This window comes from Pseudomonas sp. Irchel s3a10 (assembly GCF_900187525.1).
In the GTDB taxonomy this organism is placed as follows: Bacteria; Pseudomonadota; Gammaproteobacteria; order Pseudomonadales; family Pseudomonadaceae; genus Aquipseudomonas; species Aquipseudomonas koreensis_G.
Genome location: NZ_FYDR01000001.1, coordinates 492015 through 510410, shown reverse-complemented (window position 1 = coordinate 510410; position 18396 = coordinate 492015). Strand labels below are relative to the sequence as shown.

The 18396-nt window shown below is 57.1% G+C and carries 17 protein-coding genes and 2 pseudogenes; 8 read left to right on the top strand and 11 right to left on the bottom strand.

The window, feature by feature from the left end; genetic code table 11:
• Positions 1-345 precede the first annotated feature (345 nt).
• On the top strand, positions 346-1245 hold the full coding sequence (lpxO, locus tag CKW11_RS02270) for a lipid A hydroxylase LpxO (protein ID WP_095136757.1): 900 nt from the start codon (positions 346-348) through the stop codon (positions 1243-1245).
• Positions 1246-1396: 151 nt separating this feature from the next.
• Here the strand turns inward: lpxO and CKW11_RS02265 are convergent, their stop codons facing one another.
• On the bottom strand, positions 1397-2269 hold the full coding sequence (locus CKW11_RS02265) for a Ku protein (RefSeq protein ID WP_095136055.1): 873 nt from the start codon (positions 2267-2269) through the stop codon (positions 1397-1399).
• 192 nt (positions 2270-2461) lie between these two features.
• Between CKW11_RS02265 and CKW11_RS02260 the strand changes: the two genes are divergently transcribed.
• Together CKW11_RS02260 and CKW11_RS02255 are read left to right on the top strand one after the other, a co-directional pair.
• Entirely contained in the window at positions 2462-2803 is a 342-nt protein-coding gene (locus tag CKW11_RS02260) for a hypothetical protein (RefSeq protein WP_095136053.1), read from the top strand.
• A 52-nt stretch (positions 2804-2855) separates the two neighbouring features.
• The gene (locus tag CKW11_RS02255; protein ID WP_095136051.1) at positions 2856-4001 is read left to right on the top strand and encodes a PQQ-dependent sugar dehydrogenase; all 1146 of its coding nucleotides are present in this window, start codon (positions 2856-2858) and stop codon (positions 3999-4001) included.
• Between the two features lie 131 nt (positions 4002-4132).
• On the opposite strand, the gene CKW11_RS02250 is transcribed toward CKW11_RS02255, so the two are convergent.
• Positions 4133-5251, bottom strand: coding sequence for a peptidase C39 family protein (locus CKW11_RS02250; RefSeq protein WP_095136049.1), 1119 nt, complete (start codon positions 5249-5251; stop codon positions 4133-4135).
• A 92-nt stretch (positions 5252-5343) separates the two neighbouring features.
• On the opposite strand from CKW11_RS02250, the gene CKW11_RS02245 reads away from it, so the two are divergent.
• The gene (locus CKW11_RS02245; protein WP_095136047.1) at positions 5344-6918 is read left to right on the top strand and encodes a RimK family protein; all 1575 of its coding nucleotides are present in this window, start codon (positions 5344-5346) and stop codon (positions 6916-6918) included.
• Positions 6919-6925: 7 nt separating this feature from the next.
• On the top strand, positions 6926-7849 hold the full coding sequence (locus tag CKW11_RS02240; RefSeq protein ID WP_047597123.1) for a magnesium transporter CorA family protein: 924 nt from the start codon (positions 6926-6928) through the stop codon (positions 7847-7849).
• A gap of 112 nt (positions 7850-7961) precedes the next feature.
• Here the strand turns inward: CKW11_RS02240 and CKW11_RS02235 are convergent, their stop codons facing one another.
• Positions 7962-8297: a DUF2834 domain-containing protein gene (locus tag CKW11_RS02235; RefSeq protein ID WP_095136046.1), complete on the bottom strand. Its 336-nt coding sequence runs from the start codon at positions 8295-8297 to the stop codon at positions 7962-7964.
• A 351-nt stretch (positions 8298-8648) separates the two neighbouring features.
• Between CKW11_RS02235 and ilvA the strand changes: the two are divergent.
• Positions 8649-9644 (top strand): annotated as a pseudogene (gene ilvA / locus CKW11_RS02230) (threonine ammonia-lyase, biosynthetic); the annotation flags it as partial.
• A gap of 30 nt (positions 9645-9674) precedes the next feature.
• On the opposite strand, the gene CKW11_RS02225 reads toward ilvA, so the two are convergent.
• On the bottom strand, positions 9675-9980 hold the full coding sequence (locus CKW11_RS02225; protein WP_003225174.1) for an NIPSNAP family protein: 306 nt from the start codon (positions 9978-9980) through the stop codon (positions 9675-9677).
• 21 nt (positions 9981-10001) lie between these two features.
• Positions 10002-10487 (bottom strand): serine protease inhibitor ecotin, encoded by a 486-nt coding sequence (eco, locus tag CKW11_RS02220; RefSeq protein ID WP_095136044.1) that lies wholly within the window; start codon positions 10485-10487, stop codon positions 10002-10004.
• Between the two features lie 370 nt (positions 10488-10857).
• On the opposite strand from eco, the gene CKW11_RS02215 reads away from it, so the two are divergent.
• Positions 10858-11127: a DUF1652 domain-containing protein gene (locus CKW11_RS02215; protein ID WP_095136043.1), complete on the top strand. Its 270-nt coding sequence runs from the start codon at positions 10858-10860 to the stop codon at positions 11125-11127.
• Here CKW11_RS02215 and CKW11_RS02210 read toward each other — a convergent pair.
• Positions 11124-11522, bottom strand: coding sequence for a hypothetical protein (locus CKW11_RS02210; protein WP_095136042.1), 399 nt, complete (start codon positions 11520-11522; stop codon positions 11124-11126). The two genes, CKW11_RS02215 and CKW11_RS02210, sit on opposite strands and share 4 nt — an antisense overlap.
• Positions 11523-11612: 90 nt before the next feature.
• Positions 11613-11882 carry a DUF2790 domain-containing protein gene (locus CKW11_RS02205; protein WP_095136041.1) on the bottom strand — a complete coding sequence of 90 codons (270 nt, stop codon included), beginning with the start codon at positions 11880-11882 and terminating at the stop codon, positions 11613-11615.
• Positions 11883-12059: 177 nt separating this feature from the next.
• Here CKW11_RS02205 and CKW11_RS28735 point away from each other — a divergent pair.
• Positions 12060-12290 (top strand): annotated as a pseudogene (locus tag CKW11_RS28735) (hypothetical protein); the annotation flags it as partial.
• A gap of 3 nt (positions 12291-12293) precedes the next feature.
• Here the strand turns inward: CKW11_RS28735 and CKW11_RS02195 are convergent.
• Genes CKW11_RS02195 through CKW11_RS02180 form a run of 4 tightly spaced genes read right to left on the bottom strand, consistent with a single transcriptional unit; the run spans position 12294 to position 18195 of the window.
• Positions 12294-14417: a lipase family protein gene (locus tag CKW11_RS02195; protein WP_095136040.1), complete on the bottom strand. Its 2124-nt coding sequence runs from the start codon at positions 14415-14417 to the stop codon at positions 12294-12296.
• 11 nt (positions 14418-14428) lie between these two features.
• Positions 14429-15217: a hypothetical protein gene (locus CKW11_RS02190; protein ID WP_095136039.1), complete on the bottom strand. Its 789-nt coding sequence runs from the start codon at positions 15215-15217 to the stop codon at positions 14429-14431.
• Positions 15218-15274: 57 nt separating this feature from the next.
• Positions 15275-16075, bottom strand: a complete 801-nt coding sequence (locus tag CKW11_RS02185) for a DUF4123 domain-containing protein (protein WP_256582009.1) — start codon at positions 16073-16075, stop codon at positions 15275-15277.
• 47 nt (positions 16076-16122) lie between these two features.
• Positions 16123-18195 (bottom strand): type VI secretion system tip protein VgrG, encoded by a 2073-nt coding sequence (locus tag CKW11_RS02180; protein WP_095136037.1) that lies wholly within the window; start codon positions 18193-18195, stop codon positions 16123-16125.
• Between the last annotated feature and the right edge of the window lie 201 nt (positions 18196-18396).

Sequence of the window (18396 nt, the reverse complement as noted above, 5' to 3'; positions counted from 1 at the left end):
AACCTATCGGACTCGACCACAATATCGTCCGTGGGCACGGCATAGCGACCTCGGTCGAAGCGTATTCCAACCTTTGTTTTTGTTCTGCGTCAGCACTCCTGCACCTGCACGAGCGTATTGTCGCGCCTGCCGTTTGGCAGATTCTGCGGACAGTTTTTAACAGATCAGGTTCACCATTGGTTACAAAGTATGGCTAAAATGCCATCCGATTACCCAATAGCCGCTAACGGCATGGGCTCAAGGAAGTGCCACCGGGATAGTATCTGTATTCATGCCACTGCATAGACCCTGGGCCTCTGGCCGGCAGGCGCGCAGTTTGTTCACTTTTGACGTGTGACGATTTCCGTGAAACTCATCATTGCCGCTATTTATGTCATTTCCATTGCATACGTTCACCTTCGTGGTCGTGTGCGCCACAAACTGGGCCGGCAGTTGAGCGATCACTCGACGTTCCTGGCGCCGATCAACTGCTTCCTGTACCTGTTTTCGAAGAAGCCGAACAAAGCGTATCTCGATCCGTCGGAGTTTCCGGACCTGAGCCCGTTGCAGGCGCATTGGGAAGAAATTCGCCAGGAAGGTCAGGACCTGCTGCGTGCCGGTGAGATCAAGCGTTCCAATCAGTACGATGACGTCGGTTTCAACTCGTTCTTCAAAACTGGCTGGAAACGTTTCTACCTCAAGTGGTACGGCGACAGCCATCCGTCGGCGATGAAACTGTGTCCGCGCACCACAGAGCTGGTGCAGAGCATCGGTTCGATCAAGGCCGCGATGTTCGCCGAGCTGCCACCAGGTTCGAAACTGGTTCGTCACCGTGACCCGTATGCGGGTTCGTACCGCTACCACTTGGGTCTCGACACGCCGAACGATGCCGGCTGCTACATCAATGTCGACGGCGAGAGCTACCATTGGCGCGACGGTGAGGCGGTGATGTTCGATGAGACTTACATCCACTATGCCGAAAACACCACCGACAAAAACCGCATCATCCTGTTCTGCGACATCGAGCGCCCGATGAAATATCGCTGGGCAGCGGCGTTCAACAGCTGGTTCAGTCGCACCGTGATGTCGGCGGCGGGTGCACCTAACGATGCGGGCGACCGTACCGGCGGGATCAACCGCCTGTTTACCAAAATCTACAAAGTGCGACTGCGCGGCAAAGAGCTGAAAAAGCGCAACCGTACGCGTTACTACATGGAAAAGTGGGCGATCTTCGGCGGCTTGCTGGCGATCTTCATTTTGATCTGATGGCTGTACCGCGCCTCTTTACGCCATCGCCAGCAGGCTGGCTCACTCAGGGAATGTGAATTCAGGAAAGAATGCATTCCAACTGTGGGAGCCGCTGGCGATGAGTCTCTCAAAGCCGACCTGTCAGCTTCCTGACAGGAACCGGATCTGCTTAATCTCCCGAAGCCTTTTTGGTCTTTCTCGCCGGGGCTGCCTTACTGGCAGGCTTGTCCTTTGCCTTCGCTTTGGCCGGCGCCTTACCGCCCAGGCTGCGTTTAAGCAGTTCGGTCAAGTCGATCACATCGGCAGATTTGCGCTCCTCCTCGCCACCCACGGTTTCAACATCCTCAATCTTGCCTTCATGGGCCTTTTTCTCGACCAGTGCCATGATCTTGTCTTCAAACTCGTCCTTGTAGTCCTCCGGACTCCAGTCACCGCTCATGTCCTGGACCAGACGTTTAGCCATGTCCAACTCGCCCTTGGCCAGTTGCGGCTTGGTCACCTCGCTGCCCAGTTCCAGTTCGTCGAGGCCGCGTACTTCCTGGGGCCAGCGCAGTTTGACCAGCACCAGCGCCGATTCCAGCGGCATCAGTGCCGCCAGGTATTGCCGAGTGTGCAGGACGACGCGGGCGAGGGCGACCTTGTTGGTTTTGCTCAATGTTTCACGCAGCAGGGCGTAGACCTTGCCACCACGTTTGTCCGGGGCCAGGTAATAAGGCGTGTCGATGTTCTGTAGCGGAATCTGCTCGGCATCGACGAAGGAGAAAATGTCGATGGTCTGCGTCGACACCGGGTGTGCCGAGCGGATCTCTTCCTCGCTGAGCACCACGTAGCGGCCCTTTTCGTAGGCCACGCCTTTGACGATGTGTTCCTTGGTGACTTCCTTACCGGTGACCTTGTTCACCCGTTTATAACCCACCGGGTCCATGCTGCGGCTGTCCAGCCAGTCAAAGTCCACACCGTGCGAAGACGTTGCCGACACCAGCGCGACAGGGATATGAACCAGTCCGAAACTGATCGCGCCTTTCCAGATTGCCCGAGCCATGGTGAGTCCTCCGCGAGTGATGTTCAGGTGACCTGCAGCTTGTGGCGAAAGTTTCCAGCGTTTGCCTGGGGACGCCGTGCTGACGGTCAAGCCGTGTTACATCTTGTTTAAGGGCGATGGGTTAACAAATCCGAACCCAGGGCGTAGCGTGGACTCGAAGGCTCTATCACCTGCGCATCGAGAGGCCACCCCATGAACCGAATATTGCCCGGCATGATCGTTCTGCTCCTTGGGGCAGGCCTGGCGCATGCCGACGTCGAGGCACTGTCCGCGCCGCTGTTGCTCGCGCAAAGTCCCACCGGCACCAGCAACAATCCCTATAACAGCCCGATCCGCCGGGCCAATCCCAATAGCATGCAGGGCACGCAGCCCAGCGCGCCGGCGATTCGCGGGCCGAATACAGTGCCGGTACCCAGTACGCCCACCGTCGGCAATGGCGGCATCGGCAATGGCCAGCAGCAACGCTCGGTACCGAGTACGCCACCCAGATTCATCTCCAACCCACCGCCACGCGCTGGCGACAGCAACCGTTGAACATCAGGCCTGAGCGCCTGTCAGCCTTCAAAATGAACAAAAGGAATCGTGCATGTTGCGTAAAACCCTTCTAGCCACGCTGTGTGCCGGCGCATTGATCAGCGCGCCTGCCTTCGCCGCTGCCCCTAAAGAGTTGCAAAGCGAGCAAGGCACCCTTGAAGTCACCACGATCACCCAAGGCCTCGAGCACCCTTGGGCGCTGGCGTTTCTGCCGGATCGCCAAGGCATGCTGGTCACCGAACGTCCCGGTTACCTGCGGTTGATTGGCGCCGACGGCAAGCGTTCCGAACCCATCAGCGGCGTGCCCAAGGTCTGGGCCAAGGGCCAGGGCGGTTTGCTCGACGTGGTGCTGTCGCCGGACTTCAAACAGGATCGACTGGTCTATCTGTCCTACGCCGAGGGCGGTGGCGCCGGGGACAAGGCCGGTACCGCGGTCGGGCGCGGCCGACTGTCAGACGACTTGAAGACGATCAGCGATTTCAAGGTGATCTTCCGTCAGGAACCGAAGCTCTCGACCGGTAACCATTTCGGCTCACGACTGGTGTTCGACCGCGACGGTTACCTGTTTATCACTCTGGGCGAAAACAACGACCGGCCGACCGCGCAGGATCTCGACAAGCTGCAAGGCAAGGTCGTGCGGATCTTCCCCGACGGCAAGGTGCCGGATGACAACCCGTTTGTAGGCCAGTCCGGCGTGCGTCCGGAAATCTGGTCGTACGGCCAGCGCAACCCGCAGGGCGCAGCGCTTAATCCGTGGAATGGCACTATCTGGGAAAACGAGCATGGCCCCCGTGGCGGCGATGAGGTGAACATCATCGAGCGCGGCAAGAACTACGGTTGGCCGCTGGCTACCCACGGCATCAATTATTCGCTGCAACCGATCCCGGAAGCCAAGGGCAAGAGCGTCGAGGGCGCCGTTGATCCGCACCATGTCTGGGAGAAATCACCCGGTGTCAGCGGGATGGCGTTCTATGACGCTGATCGCTTCAAGCCTTGGCAGCAGAACCTGTTTATTGGTGCGCTGGTCAGTCAGGAGCTGATCCGCTTGCAGTTTGACGGGGACAAGGTGGTGCACGAGGAGCGGCTGTTGGGTGAACTGAAACGGCGGATTCGCGATGTACGGCAGGGGCCGGATGGCTATCTGTACGTGCTGACGGATGAACAGGATGGTGCGCTCTACAAGGTCGGCCTGAAGTAACTTCACTTCAAATTTTCACAGATGTCCTGTGGCGAGGGAGCTTGCTCCCGCTGGGCTGCGCAGCAGCCCCAACATCTTGTGAGCGCTACGCACTCATGCGGGAGCAAGCTCCCTCGCCACAAAAAAAGTCTCTAGAGCCTGACGATAGTTGGCGTAGCGCGGGCATACAAAACCACCGCCGCGCGTAATTTCCCACGCCCAAACCGGCTCATCTTTTCAAACTCGCCATGGCTGACCGGCACATGCTGGCAGTCCATGGGTTGACGATGCTGGCTGTGATCGACATCCGGATCGTGCAGGTACACAAAATCTTCATCGCAATCGGTGACCACCACCCAGTGCGGTGACTTGGAACGGGTCAGGCGATAGCTGCTGATCAACACCAGAGGCTGTCCGCCATCCTGTAGCAGGCGCGGCAAATCCAGATGGGTGCCAATCTTGCGGTCGATATCGGTCTCTTGCATTTGTGCGCTGAACTCCTCGTGCACCAGGCGCATGACGTCTTTTTTATGCTCATCACGCACGCCGTCGAGGAACAATGGCCCGGCCATACTCAGTTGCAAACGCACCCGGAAACCCCGGCGCCAAGCGGCCAGTGCCAAGCCTTGAGGGCTGCAGCCACCATGGCCGGAGGTCATGAACACCGTGGTCGCTTCACGCCAGATCTGCAATTCTTCGCGCCGCTCCAGTAAACGCTCAGGTTGCAGCGCGCCCATGGCCATCAGCAGACAGGCCGGGCCACAGGTGAACTCAGTGGTTTGCGGGTAATAGGGCACCTTGATGTTGCGCGAGTCACGGTGCTGAACAATGCGCTTTTCCAGGCGCAGCGCATCGGCATGGTCTTCGTAGTAATCGTGAATCAACGCAAAGCGTCGGTAGCCGTTGCGCTCGTAAAGCGCGATGGCGGTGGGGTTGTCGATACGCACTTCCAGGCGCAGATACGCGCAGTCATGCTCGACGGCGCAGGCCTCGATACGTTGCAGCAACTGTTTGCCCAAACCGCTGCCGCGAGCTTCGCCGGCGATGGCGATCGAGTACAGACGCGCCAGCGATGTGCCGCGATGAAACAGCACCAGTGCGTAGCCGAGCAATCGACTGTCAAGCTCGGCGACCAGCAACTGCGCATGGGCGCGGGTGATCATCCACTGAAAGCTGCGGCTGGTGAGCCGGTCGGTGGTGAAACATTGCATTTCCAGGGCCAGCAGCGCTGGCAGATCTTCAACTACCGCCAAACGAAAAACAGCATTCATATGACCACCGTAAAAGTTGCGTAACGAAACGGGACTTTCGAAAAACTTCGTGCTTAATAGAAATGGTCTTGTTCTCCAACGGATCAATCTCTATGTCAGCGGTACAGGGTCATTGGCGCGAAGTATCCGAGCAAAGTTTGCCGGCGGCAACTTTTTTAAATCCAGCCATCAGAACTTCCAGTCAAGTGTTGATAATCGTCGAACGCAAGGAAGACTGGGCCTCGTACTTTCCCAGCGAGGACATCGTCACAGCTCAGGAGTACCTCGAGCAAACCCGTGACAGCGAGCCGGGCAAGCGCGTGCAGGTGATCAACCTGTGTCGCAGCTACAAATACCTCTGGCACGGTTACTACTGCTCGCTGCTGGCTGAAGCCCGCGGCCACAAGGTGATTCCATCGGTGCGCACCATCAGCGAACTGACGAAAAAATCACTGTATGGTCTGGCACTGGACGACCTCGATAAAACCCTGGAAAAAGCCCTCAGTCATCATCTGTACAGCGATACCGAAGGTTTCACCTTGACTCTTTACTTCGGCAAGACTCATATCGAGCCGCTGCAGGATCTGGCTCGACAGTTGTTTGAAGTGTTTCCATGTCCGATTCTGTTAGTTGAGTTTCGGCGAACTAACGGTTGGCACATCGAAGGCATAAAGTCCGGCGCGCTGCACAAGTTGCGTGACGATCAGGAAGACCAGTTCGCCAATGCGCTGGACGGCTTCAGCCGTAAAGTCTGGCGGGCACCACGCTCGCCACAAGTGGCGCGTTACGACCTGGCGATCCTGCACGATCCGCAGGAAGCCTTGCCGCCATCCAACGCCAAGGCACTGGAGAATTTCGTCCGGGTCGGCAAGCGCATGGGCATCGATGTCGAGCTGATCGAACGCAAGGATTATGCGCGGATCGCCGAGTACGACGGCTTGTTGATTCGCGAGACCACCAGCGTCGACAACCATACCTATCGCTTCGCCAAGAAGGCTGAAAGCGAAGGGTTGGTGGTCATGGATGATCCGACGTCGATCCTGCGCTGCACCAACAAGGTCTACTTGACCGACCTGCTCAACAGCCATCAACTGGGCATGCCCGCCACGGAAATTCTCTACAAGGAACGACCGGAAGATTTCGAGCGGGTCGGCGAACGCCTCGGTTTTCCGCTGGTGTTGAAGATCCCCGACGGCTGTTTTTCTCGCGGAGTGATCAAGGTTGAAAGTCAGCAGGCGCTGCTGGAGGCCACCGCCGAACTGTTCGAACACTCGGTGTTGCTGCTGGCTCAGGAGTTTTTCTACACCGAGTACGACTGGCGCATCGGTGTGCTCAACCGCAAACCGATCTTTGCCTGCCAATACTTCATGTCCAAGGGCCACTGGCAAATTTACAACCACAAAGCCAAGGGCCAGGACATCAACGGCGAGTGTCGCACGCTGGCCGTTCACGAGGCGCCGCGAGCGGTGGTGGAACTGGCGGTCAAGACCGCCAACCTGATCGGCGATGGCCTCTACGGCGTGGACCTGAAACAGGCCGGTGACAAAGTGGTAGTGATCGAGGTCAACGACAACCCGAACCTCGACGCCGGCATTGAAGACGCCTACTTGCAGGACGATCTGTATTCACTGGTACTGGAGGAGTTCGTGCGACGGCTGGAGCTCAAACGTCGCGGCCAGGCCTGGTGACGCGCCGATGATCAGCAGTTTCGCATTGAGTCATGGCGCGTTGCAGCGGGTCGAGCGGCTGGACGCCGAGGTGATGCTGTTCAGCAATCCCGATGCGGCCGAGCGCGATTTGCTCCACAGCCACTACAAGGTCGACGAACACGCGTTGGCCTCGGCGCTGGACCCGGACGAAGTCTCGCGAATCGAGTTTCACCCTGATCATTTGTTCCTGATCTGGAAACGCCCGGAAAACTATTCCGGCGGTGGCAGCCTGGCGTTTGAAGTGTCGTCCTGTGGCCTGCTGTTTGCGCCCGGCCAATTGCTGGTGATCGCCACCGACGACACGCCGCTGCACGGCATCGGCACACGCCAACCGCTCAATGCACCGCTGGATGTGTTGCTCGATCTGCTGTTCAACAACATCCACCATTACCTTGGCCACCTCAAGGTGATCAAACTGGTGGCCCGCGAGCTGCAACAGAAATTCAACGCCTCGATGCAGAACCAGCACCTGGTGCAGATGTTCAACCTCAGCGAAAGCCTGATCTATTACATCAACGCCCTGCACAGCAACGGCGCGGTGCTGACGCGGCTGCGCAATCATGCGGAAAAACAGCATTTTGGCAGCGAGGCGATCGGGCTGATCGACGACCTGATCATCGAGAACAACCAGTGCTACAAGCAGGCGGAGATCTACTCCACGGTGTTCTCGGGGCTGATCGATGCCCGCGGCAATCTGATGAACAACAGCATGAACAACCTGCTGCGTAAACTGACGTTGATCAACGTAGTGTTTCTGCCGTTGAACCTGATCGCCAGCATTGGCGGGATGTCCGAGTTCAGCATGATGACGGCGGGCACGCCGTGGTGGATTTCGTATCCGGTGTTTCTGCTGGTGATGTTGCTGGGGGCAGGGGGGATGTTGTTTGGGTTGCGGCGGTTGGCCAAATAATCAATGGTGACTTTGCCGACGCCATCGCGAGCAGGCTCACTCCTACAATTTGATTCTCTGTAGGAGTGAGCCTGCTCGCGATGGCGTATTCAGCAACACCGGAAAACCCGGATCAGCTCGCCGGATCTGCCACAGTTACTTTCCTGCGCTCCCGAACCCCACGCACCACCAGATACAACAACGGCCCAATCGACACAAACACCGCCGTCAGCAACAGATACGGCACCACCGACCAGACCGACATCCCTCGCGACCGGGCATCCTTGACCATCCACACCCCGGCCAGCGTCGCCAGCAGATACAGATCAATCACCACCTGCGCCGTATCCGGACGCGACATCAGGCCGATGCCGAAGTCGATCAACGACTGTTCGGCTTGGAGCATCACCGACACGGTGTAGCCGGTAAACGCAATCAACGCAGTGAGGGGCAGGGCGACAGACATCATGCATTCCTTCCTTGGGGTGATGAGCAGAGTTGCCAGCCTATAGCGCCAGCGTCAAATAAGCCATTGACTCGCCGGTCGTCGGCGGGCTAATTTCAGGCCCATGACTTCCACCGTATTGCGCTGCCAGCCAAGCATTATTACCGCCATTCCTCACTTGGCGGGCTAGCTCACGACTGCAGCACCCAACCCGCCCTAGAGGCGGGTTTTCATTTTCTGTCTCCGGGGTTTTAACAACGAAGGCTCCCTGTAGGAGCTGCCGAAGGCCGCGATCTTTTGACTTTGTTTTACTCAAATCAAAAGCAAGATCAAGAGATCGCAGCCTCCGGCAGCTCCTACACAGAGCGCCCGGAGATGATGATGAAATACAGCCCCGACCAGCAAGCCCTGCTTGAGCAGTACGTGAAAAGGATCCTCGCCGCGCCGGTCTACGACATTGCCGTGCGCACTCCGTTGCAAACGGCGCCGGCGCTGTCCGAGGCGCTGGACAACCGGATCCTGCTCAAGCGCGAAGACCTGCAACCGACGTTCTCCTTCAAGATCCGTGGCGCCTACAACAAGCTGGTGCAATTGAGCGATGCGCAAAAGGCGCGCGGGGTGATCACCGCTTCGGCGGGCAACCATGCGCAGGGCGTGGCGCTGGCAGCGCGGGAGCTGGGAATCGCGGCGACTATCGTCATGCCCTCGACCACGCCGGAACTCAAGGTGCTTGGGGTACGAAGTCGGGATGCCGAGGCGCTGCTGCACGGCGAGAGTTTTCCGTTTGCCCTGGCCCATGCGCTGCAACTGGCCGAGCAGACCGGGCGAACTTTTGTCTCTCCATTCGATGATCCGGACGTGATCGCCGGCCAAGGCACGGTGGCCATGGAAATCCTCCGTCAGCATCAGGGGCCGCTGGATGCGATCTTCGTTCCGGTCGGCGGTGGCGGCCTGATCGCCGGCATTGCGGCGTATGTCAAATACCTGCGGCCGGAGGTGCGAATCATCGGTGTCGAATCGGAGCACTCGGCCTGCCTGCAGGCGGCGCTGCAAGCGGATGCGCGCGTTGTGTTGCCCAGTGTCGGAACGTTCGCCGATGGCGTGGCAGTAGCGCAGATCGGCGCTTATGGATTTGAAGTGTGCAGGTTCTGCGTGGACGAGGTGGTCACCGTCAGCAATGACGAGCTGTGCTCGGCGATCAAGAATATCTACGACGATACCCGTTCGATCACCGAGCCTTCCGGAGCATTGGCGGTGGCCGGCATCAAGCAATACGTGGCGCGCAGCGGTGTTTGTGAGCAGACCTTCGTCGCGATCGACTCCGGCGCCAACATCAACTTCGACAGCCTGCGCCACGTCGCCGAGCGCGCCGCGGTGTGCGGCGTCCCGGCGTGATAACACTCAGGGCAGCAGTGGGCGCAGGAAACTGCGCTCGTAGCTGACGATGAATTTCTTCTGCACCAGTGATTCCACCAGCGCCGTGCTTTCCGGGTCGGTCAGCGCGATGTGCCGGTAGCTTTCGTAATCGGCCAGCGAAGGAAAGCTGAACAGGCAATAAGCGATATTGCTCGCGCCCTCGGAGGGCAGGAAATAGCCGTGATGAGTGCCGCCCAAGCGCTCGACGATGCCCAGCCAGGCCTTGGCGTATGCCTCGAATTCGGTCAGTTGGTACGGATCGATCACGTATCGCACATGGCAGGTAATCACGTTCTGCACTCCCTGTTCAGGTCATTCCACGATGGCCGTGCCGACCTTGTCCGAAGCCGACCAGATGCGATAGCGCACCTCGACATCTTTCGGAGCGTAGATCACCAGTGGCAGCTTGCTGTTGTAGCGCAGCATGAAGCCGTCACCGACGACCGGGACAAAGGCGCGTTTCTTCGCTGTGCCGGGTGGGCAGGCCATCAGGGTGCTCATCGGGCCAATGACTTTTTCCAGTCGATAGAACGGATAGCCCCAGCCTTCGAGGTTTTTCTCGTCCAGAGCGCCGCCCAGGCGCTGGCGATTGCAGTCGACTTCCAGGGTTTTGCCAGCGAGAACTTCGACCTGGAAATTCTCTTCCTGATCCTGCTTGGGCAGGTGGATGACCTGGCGAGTAAAGCCGTTTTCCGCCTTGGGATACGGCGCGACGTCTTCGAGTTTGGCCGCATGGGCGAGGGTGGACAGGCCGGCAACGAGCAGACCGATTGTCGCGCGAGCGCGTAAAGAACCCATGAAAGCCTCCTGGCGGGTGTAGGGTGGATGACGGGCATTCTCACTGTCATCAGCGATGAATGCAAACCGGCGTCAACTTGCAAATTGCAGTACCCAAGAGGGGCGATCTTGCATTTTGCAACTGGCCAACTGCTGGCCACTGCGCCAAGTACTTGATTTCACAAGGGGCGAAATGCCCCGATGAAAGGCACGTTTTATGCGTCGCTTTAGTGCAGCGCACCGGCGTCGGGCGCCTACACTCCAATGGGCATTTCGCAGTACAACCGTTTGCCGCACCAGGGAATCAGCGGGGACACACCCGTTCAGGGGCAGCAAAAGCGGTCAACGTGAAGAGTTGATTGGCAGTTTCATCAATAAGGAGAGGTTCACCATGTTTCTGTCTGCCTTGGAACTACGCAATATCATTGAAAGCAGTTTTCTGCCTAAACGCTGCCAGTGCACGCTGTCGCCCGACTTGTCGATGACCGTCAAGGTCTTCGGCGATCACCAGACTGACCAGGTTGATCTGCACGTCAGCGGTATCGACGCCAGCCATCTCAACGGCTGTCGCGAGATCAACGAACTGATTGCCGGCCTGCGTTCGGATCTGGCACTACAAACCGCGCCACAGCATTACAGCCCTCGCTCCAGAGCGCTTTAACTCACCGTTTCACCCAGTTCGACCGTCACGCGCCGGGCCTGCACAAAGCCAAGGCCCAGCGCGAACTCGACCAGCACCGCGAGCAGAATCCCGGGGCCGGCATGGCCGTTCAGCCATTCGCCGAAACCCAGCACCGCCAAACCAAAACAACCGACGATAAACCCGTTGCTCAGGGCATTGCGACCCAGCGACGGCGGCGCGTTGCGCACCAGATAAAACATCGCCCCCAACGCCGCAAACAGCACCGCACTGCGCCGCGCAACAAAACCGGCCGCGCTCGAATACTCAATGCTCCAGATCGCCAGCAACACCTGCGGGAAAAAGCCCCAGACCAGCGCCAGTAAAAAACACAACGAAGCAGTGATGATCGACAACGTGCGAAACGACAACTGCATGGCGAGTCCCTGCGGCAGTGAGAAGTGACCCCGAGCATAACCCGCGAACCCTTCACCGCCTACCGCAAAGCCGCAAATCAGAGCCTTCTGTCAGTTCTGGAAGTTGCAGGCGTCAGACATTTTTCGATAGGTGATTTCCGCCGGCTTGCCGGCATTGTCGATGTACTTCATGTCAGCGGTGATGACCTTGCACTGCTGAGTCTGTGGCTCGGTCAGCGAGATCACTTTATTCACATGCAACGGCATGCCGTACTGATAGGGAACGGGCTGGGTAGCAGCGTTGGTGTCATTGGCCTGAGCCAGCCCGGCGAACGCGGTGCAGGCGAGGGCGGAGGTGAGCAGTAGCGTGCGAATGTTCATGGATCGGACTCCCGTGCGACGGAATAAGCGTTCGGCGCCATACAGCCGAACCTGCCGCACTCGGCGTCAGCCAGGGGCTGAGGTGTGCGGTTCAGTACAGTCTTGGACTGCGGCGTTAAGCGATGGTTAACCTCGCTGAACGCCGGCTGTCTGGAAGAGGGGGGATGACCTGGCTGAATCGAGCAAATCAACAGCGGTGTCACCGACAGCGCGCCGATGGTCATCAATACCGAAGCCAACCCCCGGCATCCCCGCCATCCAGCACATCCGCGCGCGCAGCGATCTGCTTGAAACCCTGCATTGCGTGTGCTTCAGGCACAGCGATGTTCAGGACGTTTCACGCATTAAGCACGGGCTGTACCGCTGGCGCAGGATGGCAATGATTTGTCGCAGGTTGCGCAGCAACAGAAATCACGCGGTTCTCAACTGAGCGTTGCCCGCCTGAGGAATCATGGCCAGCTGAACCTCTACATTGTTCTCTTTCTTCGCCAGCCAGCGTTCGATATTGATGTCATGTTCTGGCCCTTGAGTCGCTGAGCCATAGATATCTTCAGGCGTGATTTTTTGGAAGCTGAGGGTGTGCAGTCGTTGTCTTGACGTATCGATGCGCCCCATCTCAGCTCGGAGCGAATTGATTTGCTGTAGAACAGTTCGGCGATCAGGCTGAAAAGAATGATTTAGCTCAGCCTCCTTGGCCTTCAAGCGTTCCTGCATTTCCTGCAACTGATAGTAGATCTGATCGTATTCAGTCTTGGTCACTACTGTACGATCGGCATCTTGAGTTTGCTGCCATCGGCGAAGTGTCGCCCACGCATTTGGAATATAGGATGGGACCATGTAGTGGTCAGACATCTGGAACAGTTGTTGGATAAACATGGCACGATCAGGTAAGTCGCCGAACTTTTTCAACGCTCGTGTACAGGCGGCTTCTTCAATGGATTCGCATCCTGGGTTCCAGAGCACAGCAGATTGTTCGCGCCCCTTGAAATGCACCGGCATGAAATGGCGCAACTCCCCTTGGTGTTCATAAGGTGCTCCTCCGATTCGCGTCAACCCCAGAGCGAAAATAAGAGCACCTAGAGGAGCTGTAATGAAGCTGAGTACCAGTCCAGGTATCCAGACGCTTTTCCTAGTGTTCATCCAAGGCGCGGGAACACTCGGGATTGGGTCGTTGTCGTTGACCATGCGGTGATGCGCCAAAGCTGCTGCGCCTTCCACGAAGTCGGCATCGCCGGCTCTTGGCGAGCCATAGGTATAAAGCAAAATGTCATAACCATTTGGGTGCCGTCTCAAGGACTCAGCAAGGAGTGTGGCGATTGCTCCCCCCAAGCTGTGTCCGCAGATAATTATCTTTTGCCCAGTGTGAAATTGGCCGAGATAAATCTCGACAAGTTTACTCAATGCGTCGTAAGCCTCGTAAAAGCCTTGGTGAGACTTGCCGACACCCGCTGCAAAGGGAATCTGCTCAGCATCGGTATCACGTATGAAATCGACGAGTTCCAATGTGCCCCGGACGGCAATCAATATGATTTCGTCATGATGAGTTATGAAGGCTTGAGTGTTGGTTCCCTCACTGCTGTCGTCAAAGAAGTGCAGTTTTGCAGGGTGTTCTTGTTTTTCATTTAAGTCAGGTTTGTTCTGATCATAAAGTGCCGGGTCGAAAGGCAGAATCTCGAATCGTTTCGAATAAGGAACATCTTCGTATAAAGGGTAGTAAGGTTTTGCCTGTTCTGCGTTAACTTTCCATGGCTCCTTGTAGCTAGCCATCCCCTCAGCAAACATGTTCCCGACACTAGGGTCAAGAGGAAAACTAACCGTATCTTTGGGGTTTTCAGCTGGTGATTGACCGAAATTGCAGTAGCTTAAGGCAGCAAATAAAGACAATTGATAAAGATTCAATGCGCTGAACTTGTTGTCTTTCGAAAGTATTGGCCGAAAAGCACGTAATGGTCTGACCTCAAGCACGGTATGCTTGTTAGGTAATAATGCAACTCCGCGAAGCTCTGACTCCTCTGGGCCAAATCCCAAGTCGCCCATGATTTTAAGTAGGCTGAAATTTGGTGGGTACTTTCTGGTTGAGTAAGGGGGCAAGTGAGCGGATTTGCTTACAAGGTCTTTAACTTCGACGTGAAAAAATTGCTGAGCGTTATTCTTTGCAGGGTTATTTTCAACGCGTGTACCATCCTTTTTTACAAAGCGCGTTTTCTCTGCTCGTACCTGGAGCTCAGTAATTGGAAGAGGATAGCTACTCCGTTGAGATAGAGCACTGTAGAGGTTATCCGTACCTTTGTAAGGGCTGTCAACAGTGAGTACAACAGGTCCTTGATAGTGGTTCATGACTTTGGCCGAGCCATTTGCATCCAGTACGCCGATATATTGTTGATGAGCGCTATCGCTTAAGACGTAACCAAGGCCAGCGTAAGGCTTGCCGTCGCCAGTTTCATCAACCAGTTGAAAGCTGATCCAGTCGCCACGCAATGGGCATGCTTCCGACTTTTCGCTTAACATGGGATCGCAAGTTTTTTGTGATGCCATAAAAAATATCCTTATTCAGTACAGTTTGGGTACACAGTGCACTCGCGACCGTCAGGCATTTTAAAAGACTTGAAATCTTTTGTGTTGCCGCGACAAAATCCGTATTGATCATCAAGATTTTCGCCCATGCAACGCTTCCATCCCTCTGGGAACTTAATCCACGTATCGCCCATGTAAGGGCGCTCCTCTTTGGAAAGGGAGAATTCTACAGTAAGCGTTTTTCCAGCCAATTGAGTTCGTGAAATAGAACTGGTGGCAGAGTCTTTTTCAGGTTGCGGAGTTTCTATGGCTTTGCATTTCAATATTTTTGTTATGTATCGATTTGATCCGATTGTGCGGAACAACCACTCGCATTCTCTTTTTAATGAGAGAGGTGAGGGGGAGGGCTGGCTATTTGCTTTGGCGTCTTCAAACGCAATGCTGGTGTAATCTCGCCCTAAGTTAAGTCTGGCAGCACCGTATTTCGCATCTACTTCGTAATCAAAACGCTTCAAAACCAAAGGACAGCCATCGCCCGTGCTTGAAAGTGGGATCGTAAAATGCGCTGTCTGAGCTTTTTCACTTGGCCCCTGTTTGAAAATTTTTGACCCTGGATGACTCTTGCCACTTTTTGGCGGGACTGTGCAGGTTTCTCCAGTGCGAGGAGTATAGATAGCTTCACCCTTCACCTCGAACCCCGGCGGAAGCTCAGTCACCAAAGTAAAACTGTCCTCCTGAGCAACCGAACAGCCAGCTGCTCCAATCGCACTCAGCCCAATCAGCAAGCTGCGAAACCCATTGGAAATATTGCGATGAAGCATTTGATTGTCCTTTGTCTCGTGGCGGTCATTTCGAGCAGGTGACGCCCAATCTCGAATTCAATTCAGTGCAAGGTCATCGCTGTATTGGGCGAAAAAGCGCTCGCACCGCTCAAAATGCTCCTCCGGCGTTTCCCCCGGTAAGGGTTGCCAAGCCATATCCTTGGCATTCTTGGGATCAAGGCGCAGGGTCAACATGAACTCCCGTTGCTCTGGAGTACTCCATCGCCAGCCTTCAAGCAGGTCCATCTGCTCTTCAAGCCATTCGAGGATGGGCTGGGCTTCTGAAAGTTTCGCGGCGGTTTCGGCGTGATTCACCAGCAGCCAACGCTTCAGGTTGGCACGCAAGATTTCGCGGGTTCTTTCCGGTGGGGTGGGTACTTGCAGCCATGGCGCCGGATTCGGCATCGGATACATCCCAGGCCTACTGTTATCTGCACTTTTCCATTGATCCTGGTCCCAATACAGCACGCTGCTGATTGGCCCGAGCAGCAGCGGCCATTCGGTTTCTTTCATGTTGCCCAGGCAGCGGGCCAGAACCCGGTTGTCTTGAAAACGGAACAGCGAGCGCTCGCCGTCTTCGTCGATGACCATACGGGCAATCCAGTGCTGAGTCAGACTGTCGAGATCAGCCTTGTCCATGCTACCGATCCAGCCCCAGTTCCGCTGTGGCTCATCGAGCAGTTTGCGGAAAGCATCATTGCCCGGGTTCTGCAGTTCAGTCAGCCATGGACTGATGGCGGCGAACTGCGCGTATTCGGTACGGCGGTAAAGTTGTACCGAGCGTTGCATGATGCCGGCGCTGTACAGCGAGGTGACCGGATTGGGTTCGGCGAGGCTGTCCAGTGCCAGAATCAGCACGCGATTGAGTCTGGACTGTTCGCCTAGCCAGTTGTTGAGTACTTCGCTCATGCTGTGGCTCCCAGATCGCATTTGCCTTCGCGGCAGGCTTCGCAGATCGGGCAACGTATGTCGCCGGCAGCACGAGCGGCTTTGGCCAGGGCCAACTGTGGGGCGGCCGGGACGAGCAGGGCACCTGCTTTGTCTTTCGCTGCGGCCCACGGTATGACAGGTTCCAGAATCCCGATCCCGGTCCCCACACCCGGCGCACCGCCGGTATTCACCTTCACCTCAGCCCCGCTGATGGTCACCCCACCCGCATCCACTTTCACAAAACTCCCACCCGCCTTGGCGGTCAGCTCCATGCCACCCTCGATCACCACTTTCTCACCCGCGTGATAGTGAATCTCGGTCCCGGCCTCGACAAACTGCGCCGTACCGACCTTCACATGCTGCGTCACGCCCACCGTCAGGTGGTCATCCGCGCGCATCTCGCTGATGCGATCCAGATGGGTAATCCGGTGTTCTTCAACCTTGAATTCGCTCAGGGTGTTGGCTTCAACCGTGTCATGCCGCTCATTGCCCACGCGGATTTTCTGGTCGTGCTCGATGTTCTCGTCCCAATCGCGCTGGGCATGGATGTAGATCTGCTCCACACCCTTTTTGTCTTCAATCCGAAACTCGTTGTAGCCCTTGCCGCCCGGGGAGCTGAGGGTTTTGAAGGTGCTGCGGGTTTTGTTCGCCGGCAGGTCGTAGGGGACGACGTTTTCCTTGTGGTACAGGCAGCCGGTGACGAGTGGCTGGTCGGGGTCGCCTTCGAGGAAGGTGACGAGGACTTCCATGCCGATGCGCGGGATGGCGATGCCGCCGTAGGCGGCGCCGGCCCAGCCGCTGGCGACGCGTAGCCAGCAGGTGGTTTTGTCGTCGGACTGGCCGTCGCGGTCCCAGTGGAACTGGACTTTGATGCGGCCGTACTGGTCGCAGTGGATTTCTTCACCGGCCGGGCCGGTGACGACTGCGGTCTGGCTGCCGAGGACTTTGGGTTTCGGGTGTTCGAGGGCAGGGCGGTAGTGCGCGTCCCACGGGGTGGCGAGGAAGCTGTTGCGGTAGCCCTGGTGGAAATCGCTTTTGTTGTCGGTGACGTCGCTGGTGACGTTTTCACCGAGCACTTGCGGTTGTTTGCCTTCGTGGAAGACTTCCAGCAGCAGCCACAAGTCGTTCCATTCAGCGCGCGGGTGTTCGGCCAGGGTCAGGAAGTGGCCGCTGGTCAGGGTTGGTTCGTCACCTTTGCCTTCGGCGAGTTTGTAGTCGCTGCGATGGCGTTCGAGGGCGCGGGTCGAGAGGAATTTGCCGCGCTCGCGGGTGGTGAAACGACCGGGGTAATCGTAGTCCTCAAGGTCCGGGGCGAACTCGGATTTGACCGCGCCTTCGGGCAGGATCTTCGGTTTTTCGAAGTCGTAATCGCGGCGGCTGACGCGGGTGGTGCGGGTTTCCAGGCGCAGGTTGAAGCGCTTGATCACCGGTTTATCGGCGCTCATGCCGGAGTCTTGCTGGTAGCTCACGGCCTTGAGTTTGCGGAACACCGTCTGATCGTCGCCGAACACCAGTTTGTGCCCGCTGCTGCTGTGCTGGAAATGGAAGTGAATGCCTTCCTCTTCGCACAGGCGCTGGATGAAATGCAGGTCGGACTCGTCGTACTGCACGCAGTAATCGCGCTGCGGGTACTCAGCGTTGAGCTGGAAGCTGTAGGCGTCGGCCAGAATGCCGCGATCCTCCAGCACCTGGGCGATGATCTTCGGCACCGTGAGGTTCTGGAAAATCTGCTGGTCATAGTTGTGCCGCAGATAGGCCAGTTGCGGCACCAGGCTGATGCTGTAACGGGTCAGGGTCTTGCCGGAATCGCCTTGTTCGATGCGATACACCAGGCCGTGAATCTTGCCATCGCCGGTGGTGCCGAAGGTCAGGACGCCGGGCTTGTGCAGCAGCTCTTCGAGTTTCAGGTCGGGGCGGGCGCTGACCAGTTCGAGGTCGAAACGGAAAGGCTCGTTGAGGGCTTCGCGACCAGTGAAGCTCAGCACTTGCAGGTCGGCGGAGGCGCCTTCGAGGGTAAGGGTAATGTGGGTAGCGTTGGCGTCCAGCATGCCTTGAATTCCGTCCATTGAATAAGCAGGTGACGGATGATGGAGGATTAAACCGCCTCGTTCAAGGCGCAAATGCCGTAGGGAAGAGACCCGCAGGGTATAGGGAAAACCCCTATGCCGGTGTTTTCACCCAATGAAACCGGGGGCTTCGCAGTCGTGAGCCACTGGCCAGCACCTGGTTTGAGCCCATCGCAGGCCGAA